The 20,540-nt window shown below is 73.5% G+C and carries 15 protein-coding genes and 1 pseudogene; 7 read left to right on the forward strand and 9 right to left on the reverse strand.

Features of this window, described 5'->3' with window-relative positions:
• The 4 genes and pseudogenes from NOD94_RS32000 to moeZ form a co-directional block, all read left to right on the forward strand.
• A pseudogene (locus NOD94_RS32000) lies at window positions 1-396 on the forward strand (hypothetical protein); the annotation flags it as partial.
• A gap of 98 nt (window positions 397-494) precedes the next feature.
• Window positions 495-1,490, forward strand: coding sequence for an NAD-dependent epimerase/dehydratase (locus tag NOD94_RS32005; protein WP_281209674.1), 996 nt, complete (start codon window positions 495-497; stop codon window positions 1,488-1,490).
• A complete protein-coding gene (locus NOD94_RS32010) occupies window positions 1,478-2,242 on the forward strand; it encodes a spherulation-specific family 4 protein (RefSeq protein WP_281209675.1) in 765 nt (254 codons plus the stop codon). Before NOD94_RS32005 ends, NOD94_RS32010 begins: the two co-directional genes overlap by 13 nt.
• A gap of 81 nt (window positions 2,243-2,323) precedes the next feature.
• The gene (moeZ, locus tag NOD94_RS32015) at window positions 2,324-3,502 is read left to right on the forward strand and encodes an adenylyltransferase/sulfurtransferase MoeZ (RefSeq protein WP_281209676.1); all 1,179 of its coding nucleotides are present in this window, start codon (window positions 2,324-2,326) and stop codon (window positions 3,500-3,502) included.
• Between the two features lie 109 nt (window positions 3,503-3,611).
• On the opposite strand, the gene NOD94_RS32020 is transcribed toward moeZ, so the two are convergent.
• The 8 genes from NOD94_RS32020 to NOD94_RS32055 form a co-directional block, all read right to left on the reverse strand.
• The gene (locus NOD94_RS32020; RefSeq protein WP_281209677.1) at window positions 3,612-5,207 is read right to left on the reverse strand and encodes an alpha/beta hydrolase; all 1,596 of its coding nucleotides are present in this window, start codon (window positions 5,205-5,207) and stop codon (window positions 3,612-3,614) included.
• A gap of 86 nt (window positions 5,208-5,293) precedes the next feature.
• A complete protein-coding gene (hemG, locus tag NOD94_RS32025; RefSeq protein ID WP_281209678.1) occupies window positions 5,294-6,673 on the reverse strand; it encodes a protoporphyrinogen oxidase in 1,380 nt (459 codons plus the stop codon).
• Window positions 6,674-6,734: 61 nt separating this feature from the next.
• A complete protein-coding gene (locus tag NOD94_RS32030) occupies window positions 6,735-6,980 on the reverse strand; it encodes a hypothetical protein (protein WP_281209679.1) in 246 nt (81 codons plus the stop codon).
• A complete protein-coding gene (locus tag NOD94_RS32035) occupies window positions 6,977-7,489 on the reverse strand; it encodes a radical SAM protein (RefSeq protein ID WP_281209680.1) in 513 nt (170 codons plus the stop codon). The genes NOD94_RS32030 and NOD94_RS32035 overlap by 4 nt, the downstream gene beginning before the upstream one ends.
• Window positions 7,486-8,211, reverse strand: coding sequence for a respiratory nitrate reductase subunit gamma (gene narI / locus NOD94_RS32040; protein WP_281209681.1), 726 nt, complete (start codon window positions 8,209-8,211; stop codon window positions 7,486-7,488). Before narI ends, NOD94_RS32035 begins: the two co-directional genes overlap by 4 nt.
• Complete coding sequence (narJ, locus tag NOD94_RS32045; RefSeq protein WP_281209682.1) at window positions 8,211-8,927, reverse strand: nitrate reductase molybdenum cofactor assembly chaperone; 717 nt, start codon at window positions 8,925-8,927, stop codon at window positions 8,211-8,213. The genes narI and narJ overlap by 1 nt, the downstream gene beginning before the upstream one ends.
• Window positions 8,924-10,444 carry a nitrate reductase subunit beta gene (narH, locus tag NOD94_RS32050; RefSeq protein WP_281209683.1) on the reverse strand — a complete coding sequence of 507 codons (1,521 nt, stop codon included), beginning with the start codon at window positions 10,442-10,444 and terminating at the stop codon, window positions 8,924-8,926. Before narH ends, narJ begins: the two co-directional genes overlap by 4 nt.
• Before the next feature lie 5 nt (window positions 10,445-10,449).
• Window positions 10,450-14,061, reverse strand: a complete 3,612-nt coding sequence (locus NOD94_RS32055) for a nitrate reductase subunit alpha (RefSeq protein ID WP_281209687.1) — start codon at window positions 14,059-14,061, stop codon at window positions 10,450-10,452.
• Window positions 14,062-14,357: 296 nt separating this feature from the next.
• On the opposite strand from NOD94_RS32055, the gene NOD94_RS32060 reads away from it, so the two are divergent.
• The gene (locus tag NOD94_RS32060; RefSeq protein ID WP_281209684.1) at window positions 14,358-15,095 is read left to right on the forward strand and encodes a YwiC-like family protein; all 738 of its coding nucleotides are present in this window, start codon (window positions 14,358-14,360) and stop codon (window positions 15,093-15,095) included.
• A 135-nt stretch (window positions 15,096-15,230) separates the two neighbouring features.
• Here the strand turns inward: NOD94_RS32060 and NOD94_RS32065 are convergent, their stop codons facing one another.
• On the reverse strand, window positions 15,231-18,167 hold the full coding sequence (locus tag NOD94_RS32065) for a lysylphosphatidylglycerol synthase transmembrane domain-containing protein (RefSeq protein ID WP_281209685.1): 2,937 nt from the start codon (window positions 18,165-18,167) through the stop codon (window positions 15,231-15,233).
• A 158-nt stretch (window positions 18,168-18,325) separates the two neighbouring features.
• On the opposite strand from NOD94_RS32065, the gene NOD94_RS32070 reads away from it, so the two are divergent.
• Together NOD94_RS32070 and NOD94_RS32075 are read left to right on the forward strand one after the other, a co-directional pair.
• Entirely contained in the window at window positions 18,326-18,682 is a 357-nt protein-coding gene (locus tag NOD94_RS32070) for an MGMT family protein (protein WP_281209688.1), read from the forward strand.
• A gap of 288 nt (window positions 18,683-18,970) precedes the next feature.
• Window positions 18,971-20,540: ATP-dependent helicase (locus tag NOD94_RS32075; protein WP_348652366.1), on the forward strand; the 1,570-nt coding region annotated here is incomplete at its 3' end.

The following is a 20,540-nucleotide window of genomic DNA, read 5'->3' on the forward strand; positions in this document are numbered from 1 at the left end:
CTCGGCGCCGCCCTCGCCCTCGCGGTCGCCCCCGGGCACCTGACCGCGCTGCTCTTCGCGGCCGGGGCCCGGCGCCGGCTCGCCGCCAGCCGGGCGCTGGAGGACTTCGCCGACGGAGCGCGGCCCCTGCTCGCCGGGACCCTCCTGCTGTTCACCGCGGCCGCCACGGGGGCGGCCGCGGTGATCGGGGCCCCCCTCGCGGCGGCCGTGCCCCTCGCGGTGCTGCTGTTCCTGGCCCGTCTGCTGCTCGGCCACGGCGCGCACCGCGCGCCCGTGGCCGTGGCACTGGCCCTCGCCCTCGTCCCGGACCCGGCGGTGGTGACCGCCGCCGCCGCGGGACTCCTCGTCCACGCCTTCCTCGCGCTGTCCCGGGCCTCGGCCCACGCGCGTCCCTGAGCTTCGGAGCCGACGCCGGAGCGCCGTACCCCCTACCGGACCCCACCACCAAGGAGAAACAGGATGACCGGCCAGCCAAACAACCAAGGGGCGGCGCGATGAGGGTGCTGCTGATCGGAGCCAACGGGTACCTCGGCCGCTACGTCGCGGACCGGCTGCTCGCCGACCCCGCCGTCCAGCTCACCGCCCTCGGCCGCGGGGACGACGCCGACGTCCGCTTCGACCTGGCGACGGGCAGTCCCGGCGCGCTCACCCGCTTCCTCGACGCCGTCCACCCGGGCGTCGTCATCAACTGCGCGGGCGCCACCCGCGGCGGAGCCCGGGAACTCACCCGGCACAACACCGTCGCCGTCGCCACCATCTGCGAGTCGCTGCGCCGCAGCGGCTGCGGCGCCCGGCTCGTCCAGCTCGGCTGCGCCGCCGAGTACGGGCCCAGCCAGCCCGGTTCGTCCACGGCCGAGGACGCCGTGCCGAGACCCGGCGGGCCGTACGGCGTCAGCAAGCTCGCCGCCACCGAGCTCGTCCTCGGATCGGGGCTGGACGCCGTGGTCCTGCGGATCTTCTCGCCCGTCGGCCCCGGCACCCCGGCCGGCTCCCCGCTCGGCCGGCTCGCCGAGGCCATGCGGCGCGCGATGCAGTCCGGGGACGGCGAGCTCAAGCTGAGCGGGCTCGGCGTGCAGCGCGACTTCGTCGACGTGCGGGACGTCGCCCGGGCCGTGCACGCCGCCTCGTTGTCCGCCGCCCAGGGCGTCGTCAACATCGGCACCGGCCGCGCGGTCCGGCTGCGCGACGCCGCGGCCGTCCTCGCCCGGGTCGCCGGGTACGGGGGAGCCCTGCACGAACTCGACCTGCCCCAGCAGCACGCGCACCCCGGCCGGCCGCCGGGCCTCGCCGCCATCGGCTCGCCGCGCTCCGAGGCCACCCCCGAGCAGATCGCCGGGACCGCCCCGCAGCCCTACCCGTACCCGGACGGTTGCGGCGCCTGGCAGCAGGCCGACGTACGCACCGCCCGCGACCGGCTCGGCTGGCGGCCGCGCATCAACCTGGAGGAATCCCTGGCGGACATCTGGATGGAGGCGGCGTGCCGCATCTGACCACGCCGCCCGGAGCCCCGGCGGCCGCCGCGACCGAGGCCGGCCGCCTCGGTCTCGGCGCCCCGGGCTACGCCCATCCCCTGCTCGCCCCCGTCGAGTGGGCCGAGCTGACCCGGCCCGGAACCCCCCTGCACTGGGCCGTCCTCAACGTCACGGAGGGCCCGGGCGGGCGTCCCGACCCGCATTGCGGTGACGCGGCGGCGAAGCTGCGCGCCCCGGGCGCCGGTGGCCCCCGCCTCCTCGGCCATCTCGCGATGCGAGACGGTTCGCGGCCCTTCGCGGAGCTGATCGCCGACGCGCACCGGTTCCGCGACTGGTACGGGGTGGGCGGCTTCTACCTCGCCGACGTGCCCGCCGACCGGTCCGAACTGGCCTTCGTCCGCCGGGTCACGGACACGCTGCGCGGGCTCGGCGAGGGCCTGCGGATCGTCCTCGGGCACGGCACCCACCCGTACGCGGGCTACGCGGAGGCCGCCGACCAGCTGGTCACCTTCTCCGGGGCCTGGGCCGACTACCGCTGGTCGCAGGTGGCGGAGTGGACGGCCGAGCACCCGCCGGAGCGGTTCTGCCACCTCGTCCACGGGGTGCCCCGCACCCACCTGGAGGAAGCCGTCCGGATCGCCCGCTGGCAGGGCGCCGGGACGGTCTGGCTGACCGACCGGCGGGGAGCCGGGGACCGGGACCCGTGGGCCTCGATGCCCGGGTACTGGGACGAAATCGTCTCGCGGATCGGGACGAGTGTCTCGGAATGAAGTGGAGCGTGGCAGTGTTACGGGACATAACAAGCCTTTGATGCTCCCCGTGACCGCGGGGATGACCCGCCTGGAGCCCCCGTGTCGCTGCCACCCCTGGTAGAGCCAGCTGCTGAGCTCACCGTTGACGAGGTCCGTCGGTACTCCCGTCACCTGATCATCCCCGATGTCGGGATGGACGGGCAGAAGCGCCTGAAGAACGCCAAGGTGCTCGCGGTGGGCGCCGGCGGCCTCGGCTCGCCCGCCCTCATGTACCTGGCCGCGGCCGGCGTCGGCACGCTGGGCATCGTGGAGTTCGACGAGGTCGACGAGTCGAACCTGCAGCGCCAGATCATCCACAGCCAGGCGGACATCGGCCGTTCCAAGGCCGCGTCGGCGCGCGACAGCGTGCTGGGCATCAACCCTTACGTCAACGTGGTCCTTCACGAAGAGCGGCTCGAAGCCGAGAACGTGATGGAGATCTTCAGCCAGTACGACCTCATCGTCGACGGCACGGACAACTTCGCCACCCGTTACCTGGTCAACGACGCCTGCGTGCTGCTGAACAAGCCGTACGTGTGGGGTTCGATCTACCGCTTCGACGGCCAGGCCTCGGTCTTCTGGTCCGAGCACGGCCCCTGCTACCGCTGCCTGTACCCGGAGCCGCCGCCGCCGGGCATGGTCCCGAGCTGCGCCGAGGGCGGCGTGCTGGGCGTGCTCTGCGCGTCCATCGGGTCCATCCAGGTCACCGAGGCCATCAAGGTCCTCACCGGCGTGGGCGAGCCGCTCGTCGGCCGCCTGATGATCTACGACGCCCTGGAGATGCAGTACCGCCAGGTCAAGGTCCGCAAGGACCCCGACTGCGCGGTGTGCGGTCCGAACGCCACCGTCAAGGAGCTCATCGACTACGAGGCCTTCTGCGGCGTCGTGTCGGAGGAGGCCCAGGAGGCCGCCGCGGGCTCGACGATCACTCCCAAGCAGCTCAAGGAGTGGATCGACAACGACGAGCCGATCGAGATCATCGACGTCCGTGAGATCAACGAGTACGAGATCGTCTCGATCCCCGGCGCGAAGCTGATCCCCAAGGGCGAGTTCCTGATGGGCACGGCCCTCCAGGACCTGCCGCAGGACAAGCGCATCGTCCTGCACTGCAAGACGGGTGTCCGCAGTGCGGAGGTCCTCGCCGTCCTGAAGTCCGCGGGCTTCGCGGACGCGGTGCACGTCGGTGGCGGCGTCATCGGCTGGGTCCACCAGATCGAGCCCGAGAAGCCGATCTACTAGGAGCGATCCGCTCCGCCAGAACGACCCGACGGGGCCGTACCGCGTCCGCGCGGTACGGCCCCGTTCGTGTGTCCCGGCGGTCCCGTCCCGGACGCCGGGCCCGGGGGACTCAGGTGCTCTGCGAGGCGTCCGGCCCGACGGGTGTCCCGGTCGGGTCCGGGGCCGCGGTGCAGACGGAGTTCGCCGTCGGCACCGTCCCGTCCAGCAGGTAGCCGTTCACCGCCTTCTGGACGCAGGGGTCGCCGCTGTTGTAGGCGCCGTGACCCTCGCCCTTGTACGTCAGCTCCACTCCCACGCCCTCACCGAGCCGCTCCACCATCTTGCGGGCCCCCTCGTACGGGGTCGCCGGGTCGCCGGTGTTGCCGATCACCAGGATCGGGGCGGAGCCGGGGGCGGAGACGTCCGGGGTCTCCCAGGCGCCCGCCACGGGCCAGTCGGTGCAGCTCAGCATGGCCCAGCCGAGGAAGTCACCGAAGACGGGCGACGCCGCGCGGAACTCCGGGAGCTTGGCCCTGGTCTGCTCCAGGGTGTAGCGCTCCTTGGAGTCGGCGCAGTTGATGGCCGTGTTCGCGGCCATGATGTTGCTGTAACGCCCTTGCTGGTCACGTCCGTTGAGCGAGTCCGAGAGTGCCATCAGCAGCTGGCCCTGGCCGCCCTCCGCCTCGTCGAGGCCCTGCTCCAGCAGCGGCCACAGCTCCTTGGAGTACAGGGCCTGCGCGATGCCGTTGGTCGCCGCGCTCTCCGTGAGCCGCCGGTCGCCGATGCCCGCGATGGGCTTGGCGGCCAGTGACTTCTGGAGCTTGATGACGTTCTCCTCGATCTCCTTGGCGGTGCTGCCCTGGAGCTGGCAGGCGTCGCCCCGGTCCACGCAGTCCTGCGCGAAGTTGCCGAGGGCCAGCTGGAATCCCTTGGCCTGGCCGAGCGAGCCCTGTTCGGAGGTCTGCGTCGGGTCCACGACGGCGTCGAAGACGGCCCGGCCGACGTTCTTGGGGAAGAGGTGGGCGTAGACGCCGCCGAGTTCGGTGCCGTAGGAGATGCCGAAGTAGTTCAGCTTCTCGTCGCCGAGGGCCTGACGGATCCGGTCCAGGTCGCGGGCGGCGTTCTCGGTGCCGACGTACGGCAGGACCTGGCCCGAGTTCGCCCGGCAGGCCTTCTGGTACTCCTTGATGCTGTCGACGTACGCCTTCTCCTGGCCGGGGGTGGTCGGGGAGGAGTCCTGGGCGTAGTACGCGTCCAACTGCTTGTCGGTCTCGCACCGGACGGGGGCGCTGTCGCCCACGCCCCGGGGGTCGAAGCTGACCAGGTCGTACCGGTCGCGCAGGGCGTCGAACTCCTTGGCCGCGCCGGGGAGGGTGGCGATGCCGGAGCCGCCCGGACCGCCGAAGTTGAAGACGAGCGAGCCGATGCGGTTCTTCGGGTCCCGGGCCTTGGCGCGGATCAGCGCGATCGGGATCGTCTCGCCCCCGGGGTTCGCGTAGTCCAGCGGCACGTCGAGGGTGGCGCACTGCCAGTCCTTGCCGGGCGTCGGGCCACCGCCCTGGAGGGCGGTGGGGGCGTCGCACTCGCCCCACTTGAGGGGCTTGGGGTCGCCGGAGCCGTCGGCGCCCGGTTTCTTCGTGTCGCCCCCGTCGGAACAGGCGGCGGTGGTGAGCAGCGCGGCGGCGAGGGCGGCGGCAGCGGCGTTCCGCAGGGCGTTTCTCGGCATGTTCCCCATCCTGCGGGGGGCGTGGCCGCTCCGCCCGCGCCGTGGGCCGTTCGGGGGTCCGGCGGCCCGTCCTGCCGGCGTCGGCGTCAGTCGTCGGCCAGGATCTCCTTCGCGGCGTTGCGGCCCGTCGCCACGCAGGCCGCGACGCCCACGCCCTCGTAGGCCGCTCCGCACACCGCGAGGCCGGGGAGCTTCCCGACGGCCTCGCGGATCCGCGTCACCCGCTCCCGGTGGCCGACGCCGTACTGCGGCAGGCCCCGGTCCCAGCGGGTCACGCGGGCGGCCAGGGGTTCGCCCATGGGCCCCACCGCGTGGTGGAGTTCGGCGATGGCGGTGCGCACCAGGTGCCGGTCGGGCCGGTCCAGCAGCTCTTCCTCGCCGATCCGGCCGATGGAGGCGCGGAGCACGAACACCGAGGGGGCCGAGTCGTGCAGCCAGGCCCACTTGTTGGAGAGGAAGGAGGCGGCCTTGAGGGTGTGGCCGTCCACGGGCGGGACGAGGAACCCGTTGCCCTGCGGCAGGAAGTGGGACCGGGCCCGGGAGAAGGCCATGGTGACGACGGCGGTCGAGGCGTGCGGGATGGCCGCCAGTTCCTCCTCGGCGAGGGGGGAGTGGGGTCGCAGCAGTTCGGCGGCGGCGAAGGCGGGGAGCGCGAGGATCACGCCGTCGGCGTCCATCGTCAGCGGGCCGTCGGAGGTCATCGCCTGTACGCGCCAGCCGCCGCCGGGCAGGCGGTGCAGGGAGCGGGCCGTCGTACCGGTGAGGATGCGCGCGCCGCACGCCCGCGCCACGGCCTGCGGGAAGCGGCCCGTGCCGCCGGCCACGCCCTGGACGGCCACCGCGGCCGGGTGGGGGGCGCCCGCGGCCCGGATCCGGCGCAGGGCGGGCAGCAGCGGGGCGCCCTGTTCGGCGAGGGCCGCGATCCGGGGCATCGCCGCGCGCAGCGAGAGGCGGTCCGCGCGGCCGGCGTAGACGCCGCCCAGCAGCGGCTCGACCAGCCGGTCGACGGCCTCCTGCCCGAGGCGGGCGCCGAGGTAGGCGCTGACCGTGCAGTCCTCGGTGAGCGGGACGGCCGCGAGGGTCTCCTCCGCCACGGCCCGGCGGACGCCCTCCGCGGAGAGCAGTCCGGTGCCGGTCAGGGCGGCCGGGTCGGTGGGTATGCCCATCACGTGTCCGGCGGGCAGCGGGCGCAGGGCGCCGTCGGTCCAGATGGTGGTGGGGGACCGCTCCGGGTCGCGCAGGGCGTTGCCGAGCCCTACGGCCGCGGCCAGTTCCACGGCCTCGGGCCGCAGTGCCATCAGCGATTCGGCGCCCTCGTCGACGGTGATGCCGGCGATGGTGCCGGTGCGCAGCTTGCCGCCGACCCTGGCCCGGCCCTCCAGCACGGTGACGTCCGCGCGGCCGCGCAGTTGCCAGGCGGCCGCCAGGCCGCTGATGCCGCCACCGACGACGATCACTGAACGCATTGTCTTCTCCTGCGGCCGTGGACGATATGTTCCCTTTTGAAACATATGGGACGGGTGGGGCTCAGCGCATCGTGCTTTCGGTCAGGGCCGCCACGTCCCGCGGGTACGGGAAGCTGCCCGGCTCGTAAGCGCAGTACGGATCCGCGGCCAGCACGTCCCCGGTGGCGCCGTACGCCCGCGACCGCGAACCCCCGCACACCGCCTTGTACTCGCAGGCCCCGCACCGGCCGCGCAGCAGCGACGGGTCGCGCAGCTCGGTGAACAGCCGCGACTCCCGGTAGATCGAGGCCGGCGTGCGGTCCTTCACGAGACCGTCGTGTTGACCTGCACCTTCATGCCCAGCTCGCGGGCGGCCCGCCAACCCTCCAGGGTCCGCTCGTACACGCCGGGGACGCCCCGGAAGGCGTCGTGCCGGGCGGCGGTGGAGGCGTCCAGGGACAGCGACAGGGCCACCGCGCCGGCGTCCCGGACGGCTTCGAGGTTCTCCCGGGTCAGGGTCGGGGTCCCGGAGGGGGAGACGGCGACCCGCAGCCCGAGCGAGGTCCCGTACGCGATCAGGTCCGTGAGGTCGGCGCGCTGGAAGGGGTCCCCGCCGGTGATCACGAAGAGCGGGCCCGGCCGGCCGAAGGCGGCGCTCTGGTCCATCACCCGGCGGGCGTCCGCCCCGTCGAGCTCCCGCGGGTCGCGGGCCGTCAGAGCCTCGGCCCGGCAGTGCGGGCAGGCCGGCGGGCAGGCCCGGGTGGCCTCCCAGATGACGAGGAAGGGACGCTCGGCGACCGCGTGCCGGGGTCGGCGCACGATGGTGGGCCGCTTCAAGACGGCCGCTCCCAGCCCCGCCTCGGCGGACGGTTCGCCTGCTGCCCGGGATCGCGCCGCCGGTAGACCACGTAGGGCCGGGCCAGGTACTTCAGCGGCGCGGAGAACATGTGCACCAGCCGCGAGTACGGGATCAGCGCGAACAGGGTGAGGCCGAAGAGGACGTGCAGCTTGAAGACCAGTGGCGCGCCGGCCATCAGCCCGTAGTCCGGGGTGAGGGTGAACAGGCTGCGGAACCAGATCGAGACGCCCTCGCGGTAGTTGTAACCACCGGTCCGCCCCGTCGAGTTGAGGAGGGTGGCGGTCAGGCCGAGGATCATCGCGCCGAGCAGGAAGGTGTACATCAGGTGATCGCCGCGCAGGGTCGCCCTGCGGACCGCCGGGACCGTGAACCGGCGGTACACCAGGATCCCGATGCCGGTGGCGGCCGCGAGGCCCGCGACGGCCCCGGTGGAGACGGCGAGGAGGTGGTAGGCGTGATCGCTCAGTCCGAGGGCGTCGGTCCAGTCCATCGGGATCAGCAGGCCCACGACGTGGCCCACGACGACGAAGAGCATGCCGAAGTGGAAGAGCGGGGAGCCGATCCGCAACAGCCGGGACTCGTGCGACTGCGAGGAGCGGGTGGTCCAGCCGAACTGGTCGTACCGGGCCCGCCAGACGGTGCCCGCGACGAGCAGGGCGATCGAGACGTACGGCAGCACGCCCCACAGGAGGAGGTCCATCAGGCCGTCCTCCTTCCGGTGGTGGGCCAGGGGAGGTCGGCGGTCCGGCCGGACGGGAAGCCGCCCGCGAGCACCGCCGGGAAGTCGGTCGGGAGGTCCTGCGGCGGGTCGATGCCCGGCCCGAACGGTTCGAGGGCCGAGCCCGCGCCCACCAGCTCCTGCGGCGGCCCGTTCCTCGCCAGCGCCTTCGCCGCCGCCCGGGTCCGCGGCGAGGTGCCGGGCAGGGTGGCGCAGACGGCCTCAAGGACCCGGGCGTACGGGGATCCGCACTCGGTGAGCGCGAGGCGCAGCAGCTCCAGCCCGGCCCTGTGCTCCTGGAGCAGCTCGGTACCGGCCTCCTCCCGCAGCGCCGCGAACTCCAGGGCCACGGGCAGGAAGTCGGGGAGTTCCTCGCCGGCGAACTCCAGCCCGAAGTCCCGGTAGATCCGCTTGAGTCGGACGAGGGACAGACCGCGCCGGCGGGTGTCGCCGTCGGTCCACCAGGTCAGGTAGAGGCAGCGCCGGTTGCGGGTGTCGAACGTGGCGGTGTACTCGGCGCACAGCTCGATCGGCCCCAGCCGTTCGGTGTGGTCGAGGAACGCGCCGAGCAGCGCGGCCGGTTCGGCGGGTGCCCCGGCGAGGGCCGCCCGGAGCCGGGGTAGCTCGTCGTGGAAGTGGTCGCCCGGGTACTGCAGGGCGCAGCCGGAGACCAGGCGTACCAGGCCATGGGGGTTCACGCACTCCTCCTGATGGGGCTGAGGTTGAGCATCACGCGGGGTTCGGGGACCTCGCCCACGGGGCAGCCGGCGTCGAGCGGGTGGGTGTCGGCGAGGGCTTCGGCCTCGGGGCGGGCGGCCGTGGGGACCACGTACCGGTCCTCGATCCTGGCGATGGCCAGCAGCCGGAACATGTCCTCCATCTCGTGTCCGGTCAGCCCGACCGCGGCGGCGATCGACTCGTCCTTCGGCTCACCGAGGTTGATCTTCCGCATGTAGGCCCGCATGGCCGCCATCCGGCGCAGCACCGCCTCGACGGCGTACGTGTCGCCCGCCGTGAGGATCGCCGCCAGGTACTCGACGGGGATGCGCAGCGCGTCGATCGCCCCGAAGAGGTTGCCCGCGTCCTCGCCGTCGCTGCCGGTGGCGGCGACCGCCTCGACGACGGGGGACAGCGGGGGGACGTACCAGACCATCGGCATGGTGCGGTACTCCGGATGGAGGGGGAGGGCGACCTGGTAGCCGGCGATCAGGTCGTACACGGGGGACCGGCGGGCCGCCTCCAGCCACTCGTCCGTGATGCCGGCCGCGCGGGCGGCCGCGGCCACGGCCGGGTCGTGGGGATCCAGGAAGCAGTCCACCTGGGCGGGGTACAGGTCGTGCTCGTCCTCGACGGCCGCGGCCCGCGCGACCGCGTCGGCGTCGTAGAGCATCACGCCGAGGTAGCGCATCCGGCCCACGCAGGTCTCGGAGCACACGGTGGGCATGCCGACCTCGACGCGCGGGAAGCAGAACGTGCACTTCTCGGCCTTGCCGGTGTGGTGGTTGAAGTACACCTTCTTGTACGGGCAGCCCGTCACGCACATCCGCCAGCCGCGGCAGCGGTCCTGGTCGACGAGGACGATGCCGTCCTCCTCGCGCTTGTACATCGCGCCCGAGGGACAGGAGGAGACGCACGCCGGGTTCAGGCAGTGCTCGCAGATCCGCGGGAGGTAGAACATGAAGCTCTGCTCGAACTCGAAGCGGATCTTCTCGCCCACCTCGTCGCGGATCTTCTCCACGATCGGGTCCCGCGGGGCGTGCGCGGGGGCGCCGCCGAGGTTGTCGTCCCAGTTCGGACCCCATGCGATCGTGTCGATGGGTTCGCCGGTGATCTGGGAGACGGGGCGGGCCGTGGGCATGTCGTCGCCGGCCGGGGCCTCGGTGAGGTTCTTGTACTCGTAGGTCCACGGCTGGTAGTAGTCGTCGATCCCCGGCAGGTCCGGGTTCGCGAAGATCTTGCCCAGCTTGGCGAGGCGGCCGCCCGCCCGCAGCCGCAGCCGGCCGGAGCGGGTGCGCTCCCAGCCGCCCTTCCACTTCTCCTGGTCCTCCCAGCGGCGCGGGTAGCCCTGGCCGGGGAGGGTCTCCACGTTGTTGAACCAGACGTACTCGGTGCCCTGCCGGTTGGTCCACGCCTGCTTGCAGGTGACCGAACAGGTGTGGCAGCCGATGCACTTGTCGAGGTTCATGACCATCGCGATCTGTGCCATGACGCGCATGCGGATCAGTACTCCACCTTCTGGTCGCGGCGGCGGATGACCGTCACCTCGTCGCGCTGGTTCCCGGTCGGGCCGAGGTAGTTGAAGGCCCAGGTCAGCTGGGCGTAGCCGCCGATCAGGTGGGTGGGCTTGAGCATCACCCGGGTCAGCGAGTTGTGGATGCCGCCGCGGCGGCCGGTCCTCTCCGTCCTCGGGACGCCGACGGTCCGCTCCTGCGCGTGGTTCATGTAGACCGTGCCGGGCGGCATCTTGTGGGAGACGATCGCGCGGGCGGTGACCACGCCGTTGCGGTTGACCGCCTCGATCCAGTCGTTGTCCGCGACACCGATCGCCTCGGCGTCCTGCGGGGACATCCACACCGTCTGGCCGCCCCGGCCGAGCGTCATCATGTAGAGGTTGTCCTGGTACTGGCTGTGGATCGCCCATTTGTTGTGCGGGGTCAGGTAGCGGACGGCGACCGTCCTCCCGTCGACGACGCCCAGCTCGGGTTCCCCGTACAGGGCGTGCATGTTCAGCGGCGGCTTGTAGACGGGGAGGGACTCCCCGACCTCGTGCAGCCAGTCGTGGTCGAGGAAGAAGTGCTGGCGGCCGGTGAGGGTGTGCCAGGGCTTGAGGTGTTCGGTGTTCACGGTGAAGGCCGTGTAGCGGCGCCCACCCGCCTCGGAGCCCGACCACTCGGGCGAGGTGATCACCGGGACGGGACGGGCCTGCGTGTCCGCGAAGGTGATCCGCTTGCCCTCGGCCTCGGCGGCCAGGTGCGCCATGCGCGTGCCGACCTGCTTCTCCAGCGTCTCGAACCCCTGGGTCGCCAGCCGTCCGTTGGAGGTGCCGGACAGGGAGAGGATCGCCTCGCAGGCCCGCCGGGCCGTGTCCAGACGCGGCCGGCCGTCCGCGACACCACCCCTGACCAGTCCGTTCTTCTCGCCGAGGTAGGCGACCTCCTCGGCGACGTCGTAGGTGATGGCCTTCGTCGTCACGCCGAGCCGTTCCGCGAGCGGGCCGAGCGCGGCGAACTTCTCGCCGACCGCCCCGTAGTCCCGCTCGACGACCGTCAGGTTGTACATGGTCCGACCGGGCACGGGCGGGCAGTCGCCCTTCGACCAGTCCAGGGCCACCCCGCCGGGCTGGGCCATCTCGCCGCCCGCCGTGTCGTGTTGCAGGGCGGTCGCGACGAGGTCCTTGCGGACGCCGAGCCGGGGACCGGCCAACTCGCCGAAGCGGCGGGCGATCGCGAGGAAGGCGTCGTAGTCGGAGCGGGCCTGCCAGGGCGGGTCCACGGCCGGGGTGAACGCGTGCAGGAAGGGGTGCATGTCCGTCGAGGACAGGTCGTGCTTCTCGTACCAGGTGGCCGCCGGGAGGACGACGTCGGAGAGCAGCGTCGTGGACGTCATCCGGAAGTCCATGGACATCAGCAGGTCCAGCTTCCCCTCCACGTCCTCCTCCCGGTACGTGACGTCCCTCGGCTCGCACCGCGGGCCGTCGTCGGGGAGGTTGGAGTGGGTGCCCAGCAGGTGCTTGAGGAAGTACTCGTTGCCCTTGGAGCTGGAGCCGAGGAGGTTGGCCCGCCACACGTTCAGCACGCGCGGCCAGTTGCGCGGGGCGTCCGGGTCCTCGCCGGCGAAGCCCAGCGTGCCGTCCTGCAGCCGGCGAACCGTTTCGGCAACCGGGTCCTCGGCCTCCGCCAGCTCCAGCGGGTTGCGGTCGAAGGTCGGGTACGACGGCATCCAGCCCATCCGGGCGCTCGCGGCCAGGCAGTCCGCGCCGCTCATCCCCGCGAAGGCGCCCGACGCGAGCGGGGAGGCCAACGCCTCGGCGGGCAGGGTGTCGTAGCGCCACTGGTCGGTGTGCAGGTAGAACCAGGCCGCGCCGATCATCTGGCGCGGCGGCCGCGACCAGTCGGAGGCCGCCGCGAGGGTGGCCCAGCCGGTGACCGGACGGCACTTCTCCTGCCCGACGTAGTGCCCCCAGCCGCCCCCGTTGCGGCCCTGGCAACCGGTGAGGGTGAGCAGGGCCAGGAAGGAGCGGTAGATGGTCTCGGAGTGGAACCAGTGGTTGGTGCCGGCGCCCATCAGGATCATGCAACGGCCCCCGGACCGTTCGGCCGTCTCCGCGAACTCCCGTGCCACACGGGCCGCCTGGGCGGCCGGCACCGACGTCAGCGACTCCTGCCAACCGGGGGTGCCGGGCTGCGAGGCGTCCTCGTACCCGGTGGGCCACTCGCCGGGCAGACCCGGACGGCCGACCCCGTACTGCGCCAGCATCAGGTCGAAGACCGTGGTGACGAGGCGGCCCCCGAGCCGCCGCACGGGCACCCCGCGCCGGACGGCGGCGCCCCGCTCGTCGTCCTCGAAGCGCGGCAGGACGATCTCGGCGCTCGCGCCCTCCCCGAGGAGGGACAGCCGGGGCACGGTGTCCCCGAGGTCCAGGTTCCACTCGGGCGTCTCGTTCTTCCCCCAACGGTGACCGAGCGTGCCGTTCGGCACGACGGGCTCACCCGTGACGTCGTCGACGAGGACGGTCTTCCACTCGGCGTTCTCGGTGTCCTGCCCCAGGTCGGCGGCCGTGACGAACTTGCCCGGCACCAGACCCCGTTCGGTCTCCGTCAGCGAGACGAGGAACGGCAGGTCCGTGTACCGGCGGACGTAGTCCGTGAAGAAGGGGGTCTCCTTCTCCACGAAGAACTCCTTGAGGACGACGTGGCCCATCGCCAGGGCCAACGCCCCGTCCGTACCGGGATGCGGGTGCATCCACTCGTCGGCGAACTTCGTGTTGTCCGCGAAGTCCGGCGAGACGGTGACGACCTTCTGGCCCCGGTAGCGGGCCTCCGTCATCCAGTGCGCGTCCGGAGTACGCGTCACCGGGACGTTCGAGCCCCACATCATCAGGTACGCCGCGTCCCACCAGTCGCCCGACTCGGGCACGTCCGTCTGGTCGCCGAACACCTGCGGCGAGGCCACCGGGAGGTCCGCGTACCAGTCGTAGAAGCTCAACATCGGGGCGCCGATGAGCGAGTGGAAGCGGGCCCCCGCCGCGTGCGAGGCCATCGACATCGCGGGGATCGGCGAGAACCCCGCGACCCGGTCCGGACCGTGCTCCGCGATGGTGTGCACGTGCGCGGCGGCGATGATCTCGGTCGCCTCCTCCCAGCTTGCGCGCACCAGACCGCCCTTGCCGCGCGCCCGCTGGTACGCCCGCCGCCGCTCCGGATCGCCCTGGATGTCGGCCCACGCCTCGACCGGGTCGCCCAGGCGCGCCCTGGCCTCGCGGTACATCTCCAGCAGCGTGCCGCGCACGAGCGGGTGGCGGACCCGGGTGGGGGAGTAGGAGTACCAGGAGAACGAGGCACCGCGCGGGCAGCCGCGCGGCTCGTACTCGGGACGGTCCGGGCCGACGGACGGGTAGTCGGTGGCCTGGGTCTCCCAGGTGATGATCCCGTCCTTGACGAACACCTTCCAGCGGCAGGAACCCGTGCAGTTCACCCCGTGCGTGGAGTGCACGACCTTGTCGTGGCTCCACCGGTCCCGGTAGAAGGCCTCGGCGGCGCGGCCGCCCGTCCGGTGCACCGTACGCAGGTCGTCGGACACCTCGGCGCGGGTGAAGAAGCTGCCCGCCCTGATGAGCGACTCGACGGCGTTCGGCCGCGCCTGGTCCTCCGGACGCCCCTGGCTCTTCTGATGCTCGTGCACAACGACCCTCCAGGGCGGGAAACGGGACGGAACGGACCCCGAATCGACGCTACGCCCGCCGCGCACCCGAACCCGGTGACAAAGGTCCCGTCCACCCGTGACCTCCTTCCACACTTTCGCGGGCCGAGCGGGTCCACCCTGGAGGGGACCCCAACTGCGCGGGCTCGTGGGCGAATCGCGCCGCGGGCTCACCGCGCGGAGCACGACGACAGGAGGAGGGACGGACGGTGGCGGCCGACGGGTACCGCTGGATCCCCGACCAGCACGGGGCGTGGGCGATGCTGGCCGTGCCCTTCCTCGCGGGCACCTTCCTCGCGCCCCACCCCGGCCCGGAACACGTCCTGCTGCTCGCCGCCTGGCTGCTCGGGTACGCCGCCGTCTTCCACGCCCAGCAGTGGCTGCGGCTGCGGGCGCGCGGCCTGCGCTCGGCCGCCCGCCACGGCCGGCCGGCCGTGGTCCTCGGCGCCGCCGCCGCGACGGCGGGCCTACCCCTGGTGCTCCTGAACCCCTGGCTGCTGATCGCGGGCGCGGCGGCGGCGCCCTTCGTCGCGGTGAACACCCGGTACGCGGTGCGGGGCCGGGAACGGGCCCTGGTCAACGGCCTCGTCGCGGTGGTCCCGGCCTGCGGCATGCTGTTGGTCGCGGCCCGCCTCGGCGGCGCGGACCCGGCGGCCACCTGGCGCCCGGCCCTGGCCTGCCTGCTCTACTTCGCGGGAACCGTGCCCTACGTGAAGACGATGATCCGCGAGCGCCGCTCCCCGGCCCACCGGCGCGGCTCGATCGCCCACCACGCGGTGGCCCTGGCCGTGGCGAGCGCCCTCTCCCCGTGCCTGGCCCCGCTCTTCACGACCTGCCTCGTCCGCGCGGCCGCCCTCCCGGGCCGGGGCCTGAGGCCCCCGGTGGTCGGCGCGGTGGAACTAGCCCTCTCGGCCGCCCTCCTGACCACACTGCTCACGGCGTTCTGACGGGTGGTCCCGGGCATCGCGCCCCGGCGCCCGGCGGCTGTCCGGTCCTCGCCGGTCGGGGGTTCCCGGATCGTTTCCCCCGGTCGCCTTCTTAGTGCTGTGACCGGGAAGGTCCACCGGTTCGCGGCCACAGCACTAGATCGCTTCCTTGCGGGTCAGGAAGTTGAACGAGATCCAGCCCGGCAGGACCGGCAGCCAGAAGGTCATCGTGCGGAACAGGAGGACCGCCGAGATGGCGATGTCCCGGTCCAGGCCGGCCGCGACCAGGCCGACCACGAGCGCGGCCTCCACGGCGCCGATGCCGCCCGGGGTCGGCGCCGCCGAGCCCAGGGCGTTGCCGGCGAGGAAGACCACCGCGATGCTCGCGTAGCTGATGTCCTCCCCGCCCCCGACCGCGCGGATCGAGGCGTCCAGGCACAGGACGAAGCAGCCGGTCAGCAGCAGCATGCCGCCGATGCCGGTCAGGAGCTTCTGCGGCCGCTGGAGGATGTCGAGCATGCGCGGGACGACACCCGCGAACAGGGCCCGTACCCGGGTCACGACGAACTTCCGCAGGAACGGGACCGCCGTCACCACCAGCACCAGCACCGCCACCGTCAGCAGACCCGCGATGACCGCCCGGGACGGCGTCATCTCCGGCGTCTTCTCGGTGCCCGTCAGGTAGCCGAACGCCAGCAGCAGCAGGACGTGGCTGGCCAGTCCGAACAACTGCGAGGCGCCGACGCTCGCCACCGCCAGCCCCGGCCGGATTCCGGCCCGCTGGAGGAAGCGGGTGTTCAGCGCGACACCGCCGATCGCGGCCGGCGCCACCAGCTTCACGAAGGAGCCCGCCACCTGCGCGACCACCGTCCGCAGGAAGGGCACCCGCTCCGGGACGAAGCCCAGCAGGCTCATCGCGGCGGCGAAGTAGCTGATCGCCGAGAACGCCAGCGCCGCCCCGACCCAACCCCACTGGGCGTTCGCGATGATGCTGCCGAGTTGCAGGTCGGCGATCTGCGACAGCAGGAAGTACGCCGCGAACGCGGCCGCGATGAAGGACACCAGCGTGCGCGGCCGGATCCGCTCCAGCCGGGCCGGCTCCACCGGCGCCTGCGGGCGGATGAGCAGCACCTGCCGGCGGATCTGGCTGAGGAGGTCCTCCTCCCGCGCCTCTTCCATGGCGTCGTCCAGCGCCCGCTTCTCGGCCTTGCGCTCGGCGGCCGGGCTGGTCGACGCCGCGGCCTGCTCCGCTCCCGCCTCGCGCTCCGCCTTCGCGACCCGCGAGGACTCCAGTACGGCCTCCCGCTCCCGGGCCGCCCGTTCCCGCGCGAGCCTGCGCAGCGTCGAGCGGGTGGAGCGGCTCAGCGCGATCGGCTGGAGCAGCGGCAGGCAGTCCGCCACCGCGTCGGGCCCGAGCACCGAGACCGCCGAGGCCACCGACCGCTCCGGGCCGACCCGCAGGCCCAGCGTCGTCAGCAGCTGCGCGATGTCCATGCGCAGCACCAGGTCACCGGCCGCGATCTCGCCGCCGCGGAGGTCCGTGAGGATGACCTTGCCGGAACGATCCACCACCAACGCGTCCCCCGTGAGCCGCCGGTGCGCGATGCGCCGCGACTGGAGGGCCCGTACCTGCTCCCACGCGTTGCGGGACAGTTCGTCGGTGATCTCCTCGTCGGGCAGCGCGTCCAGGCTCCGCCCGCCCAGGTGCTCGTAGACGAGCATCACGGCGTCCGGCCCCAGCTCGGAGGTCGCGATCAGCTTCTGCGCGTTCGCCCCGGCCGCGATGGCCGCGTAGGCGAGCAGGGCCTCCTGCTCCAGGGCCTGGCGCAGCGACTGGATGCTGCGCCGCGTGGTGATCCCGCGCAGGGTCAGCCGCCGCCACACCCGGTAGAAGAAGCCCTGCGCCTGCTGCTCCCGGTCGACGACGGTGACGTCCAGCGCGGGCCCGTCCTCCAGGGTGACGTGGTAGCGCCGCCCCCGGTCGCCGACCTCGGCGCCGTCCCCGTCGGGGGCCTCCGCGCGCATCGCGCTGACCGGCTGGAAGCCGACCCGACGCAGTCCGGCGAGGAGGTTCTGCCCGGTCGGCCGCACGTTCGGCGAGCCGACCGCGTACAGGGTGCCGTACGCGACGCTCCAGCCGATCAGCACCGTCAGGATGATCGAGAAGGGGGTGGTGTAGCCGCTGACCAGCATCGCGAAGGCGTCCAGCAGCAGCACCACCCACAGGGCGACCCGCCAGCGCGGCCGCCGGGTCATCCCGACGGCCGTCATGTACGCGATCACGGGTGCGAGGTAGCCGTGCACCGGATCGGTGAGGGCCCCGGCGACCCCGGTGGGCCGGGTGAGGGCGTCCTGGACGGTGGCGGAGGCCGCCTGGGAGACCCACAGGTCCGTGGCGAGGGTGACGCCGTGCGCGAGGACCGCGGCGAGGACTCCGTCGGCGATGCGCAGTCCGTCGCGTTTGATCAGCCGCTCGATGGCGAACGCCACCGGGACCAGCAGCACGGCGATCGAGGACACCAGGCCCGCGACCTTGATCAACAGGTCGGGCGCCTGACCGGTGCCCTTGGTGATGTCCTGCTCCAGGCCCGCGGTGGTGGCGTGGGCGAAGGCGGCGATGGCGAGGACGACGGCGATGCCGAGGACGCCGGCGAGGAGGCGTACGAGGTCGGAGGGCCGGTGCACGCGGGCGGCGAGCAACGGCTCGTCCACCTCGACGCGGTCGGCGGCCGTGGGCTTGTGACCGGGCGGGTCGTCGGGGTGCGCGTCGTCGGACCGGGTGTCGTCGGGGCGGGCCTCGGGGTGTGCGGCATCGGCGGGGCCCGCCGCGGCGGCGCCGGTTCCCGCGCCGGTCCTGGCGTCGGTCCCCGCGTCGGGAACCGTTCCGGTGCCCGCGCCCGGAGGGGTGTCGGGGAGCGCGTCGGGGCGTGCCCCGGCGAGGGCGGCGGCGTCCGGACCGGCGTCCGGACCGGGGCCGGGGCGTCTGCCCGCTTCCCCGCCGTCACCGGCGCGGCCGCCCCGACGACGGCCCTTGCCGCGGCCCTTGCGGCCGCCCCGGCCCGCGCCCGGCGTACTGCCGTCCGGAGGGCTCACACCCTGCTCCTTCGCCGTCACATCCGTCTCTTCTTGATCACGTATCACCAGTCACCGCCCGGAAGATGGTGGCACGGACCGACGGTCGGCCGGGGCAGCAGGGTGCGCGCCGGTATGGAACCGAAGCTTCCGTCCGGATGTCGGTGGCATCGGGCAGCATGGGTCGGATGAGCGAAGAGCTGCCCGCCCACGCGGAGCGGGTGCTGGAAGCGGCCGAGCGGATTCCGCCCGGCCGGGTGATGACGTACGGGGACGTCGCGGAGTGGATCGACGAGGGCGGACCCCGCCAAGTCGGGCGCGTCATGGCCCTGTACGGAGGAGCCGTCCCCTGGTGGCGGGTCGTACGGGCCGACGGCCGCCCCCTGCCCGGCAGCGAGGCGCGGGCCCTGGAGCACTACCGCGCCGAGGGCACCCCGCTGCGCGAGACAGCCTCCGGCGAACCGCGACTGGACATGCGGCGGGCCCGATGGGACGGGAGTGACGAGCGGGACGGAGGCGACGAGGCTCACACCTGACAGCTTCGGCCATGCGCAGTGGCGGCGGGCGCTCGAAGGCCCGTACGGGGGACGACACCGGAGGCCTCCGGGGCGACGTCCCACCCCCCGACGAGGGACTGCGGCAGCCGGCGCGATTGGCGTAGCGTGGCCCCTTCGGCTCACGCGACGGGTGCGGCCACCGCAGTCCCCGCCGCCGCCGTCACCACCGCAGCAACCGCAGACCCACCAGGACCGGCACCTCACGTGATCACCTCTTCCTCCGGCCGCTCAGAGCGGCGTACGCGGGCTGCCGACGCGTACCGCCTGGTGCGCACCGGGCCGGAACAGGTGGCTCCCCCTGTGCTGGACGCAGCCCAGCGCGCGGTGGTTGATCACACCGGCGGACCGCTCCTGGTCCTGGCCGGACCGGGCACCGGCAAGACCACCACCCTCGTCGAGGCCGCCGCCGCCCGCGTCGAGGCCGGGACCGACCCCGCCCGCATCCTGATCCTCACCTTCAGCCGCAAGGCCGCCGTGGAACTGCGCGACCGGGCCGCCCTGCGCCTCGGCGGCGCCCGGGCCCCGCAGGCCACCACCTTCCACTCGTTCTGCTACGGCCTCGTCCGCGCCCACCAGGACCACGAACTCTTCGCCGACCCGCTGCGGCTGCTGTCCGGCCCCGAGCAGGACGTCATGGTCCGCACCCTGCTGGAGGGCCAGCGCCGGCTGCGCTCCATCCGCTGGCCCGACGACCTGCGGGCCGCGCTCACCACCCGAGGCTTCGCCGACGAGGTCCGTGCCGTGCTGGCCCGCGCCCGCGAGCTCGGCCTCGGCCCCGCCGCGCTCGACTCGTTCGCCACCCGGCTCGGACGCCCCGACTGGAAGGCCGCCGCCGCCTTCCTCTCCGAGTACCTCGACGTCCTCGACCTCCAGGGCGCCCTCGACTACGCGGAACTCCTCCACCGGGCCGTCCTGCTCGCCGAGGGCACCCCGGCCCTCGCCTCCGCGTACGACGTGATCCTCGTCGACGAGTACCAGGACACCGACGCCTCCCAGCTGAGGCTGCTGCGCGCCCTGAACGGCCCCGGGGGCACGCTCGTCGCCTTCGGCGACCCCGACCAGTCGATCTACGCCTTCCGCGGCGCCGACATCAACAACGTCCTGGACTTCGAGTCCGCCTTCCCCGGCGCGGCCGTACGGGCCCTCACCGTCGGCCGCCGCTCCGGCTCCGCGCTGCTCGCCGCCACCCGGCTGCTGACCACCCGCATGCCCGTACCCCGCCTGCCGTCGGCGGCCGTCAAGGCCCACCGGGCGCTCCGGCCGGCGCGCGAGGGCGGCAGCGTCGAGGTGTACACGTACCCGACGGCAGGGTCCGAGCTCGACAACATCGCCGACGTCCTGCGCCGCGCCCACCTGGAGGACGGGGTGCCCTGGCAGGACATGGCCGTCCTCGTCCGCGCCGGCGGCCGCACCCTCCCGGCGATGCGCCGCGCCCTCGTCACGGCGGGCGTCCCGGCCGAAACGGACGCCTCCGCCACCGCGCTGCGCCACGAACCGGCCGTGGCCCCCCTCCTGACGGCCCTGCGCCTCGCCGCCACCGCCGCCACGACCCCGAGTCCGGCAGCCGCCGAGGGCGCGGCCCCCGACCTCGGCACGACCGGGACCCCGGACCCGCCCGCCGCGTCGGACGCCGACGGTTCGGCCACGGGAGCGGGGCGCCCCGACGCGCCGACCGAAGGCCCCGCCCCGACGCCCGGCTCCGCCGAGGTCCCGGGTGCCGCGTCCGCCCCGGGCGCCGAACCCGGGGCGGAGGCGGGCCCGGGGGGGGGGGGGGGGGGCGCGGCGCGGGCGGGGTTCGGCCGCGAGGCCGACGACCGCCCACCCGGGTCGATGCCCC

Source organism: Streptomyces sp. Isolate_45, from assembly GCF_024721315.2.
Taxonomy (GTDB): Bacteria; Actinomycetota; Actinomycetes; order Streptomycetales; family Streptomycetaceae; genus Streptomyces.

Bases quoted from the DNA above. Each gene is read 5' to 3' on its own strand.
- NOD94_RS32005 (WP_281209674.1), top strand. From the start codon at position 495: ATGAGGGTGCTGCTGATCGGAGCCAACGGGTACCTCGGCCGCTACGTC.
- narI (WP_281209681.1), bottom strand. From the start codon at position 8,211: ATGGACCTCCTCCTGTGGGGCGTGCTGCCGTACGTCTCGATCGCCCTG.
- NOD94_RS32070 (WP_281209688.1), top strand. From the start codon at position 18,326: ATGGGTCGGATGAGCGAAGAGCTGCCCGCCCACGCGGAGCGGGTGCTG.
- NOD94_RS32020 (WP_281209677.1), bottom strand. From the start codon at position 5,207: ATGCCGAGAAACGCCCTGCGGAACGCCGCTGCCGCCGCCCTCGCCGCC.
- narH (WP_281209683.1), bottom strand. From the start codon at position 10,444: ATGCGCGTCATGGCACAGATCGCGATGGTCATGAACCTCGACAAGTGC.
- hemG (WP_281209678.1), bottom strand. From the start codon at position 6,673: ATGCGTTCAGTGATCGTCGTCGGTGGCGGCATCAGCGGCCTGGCGGCC.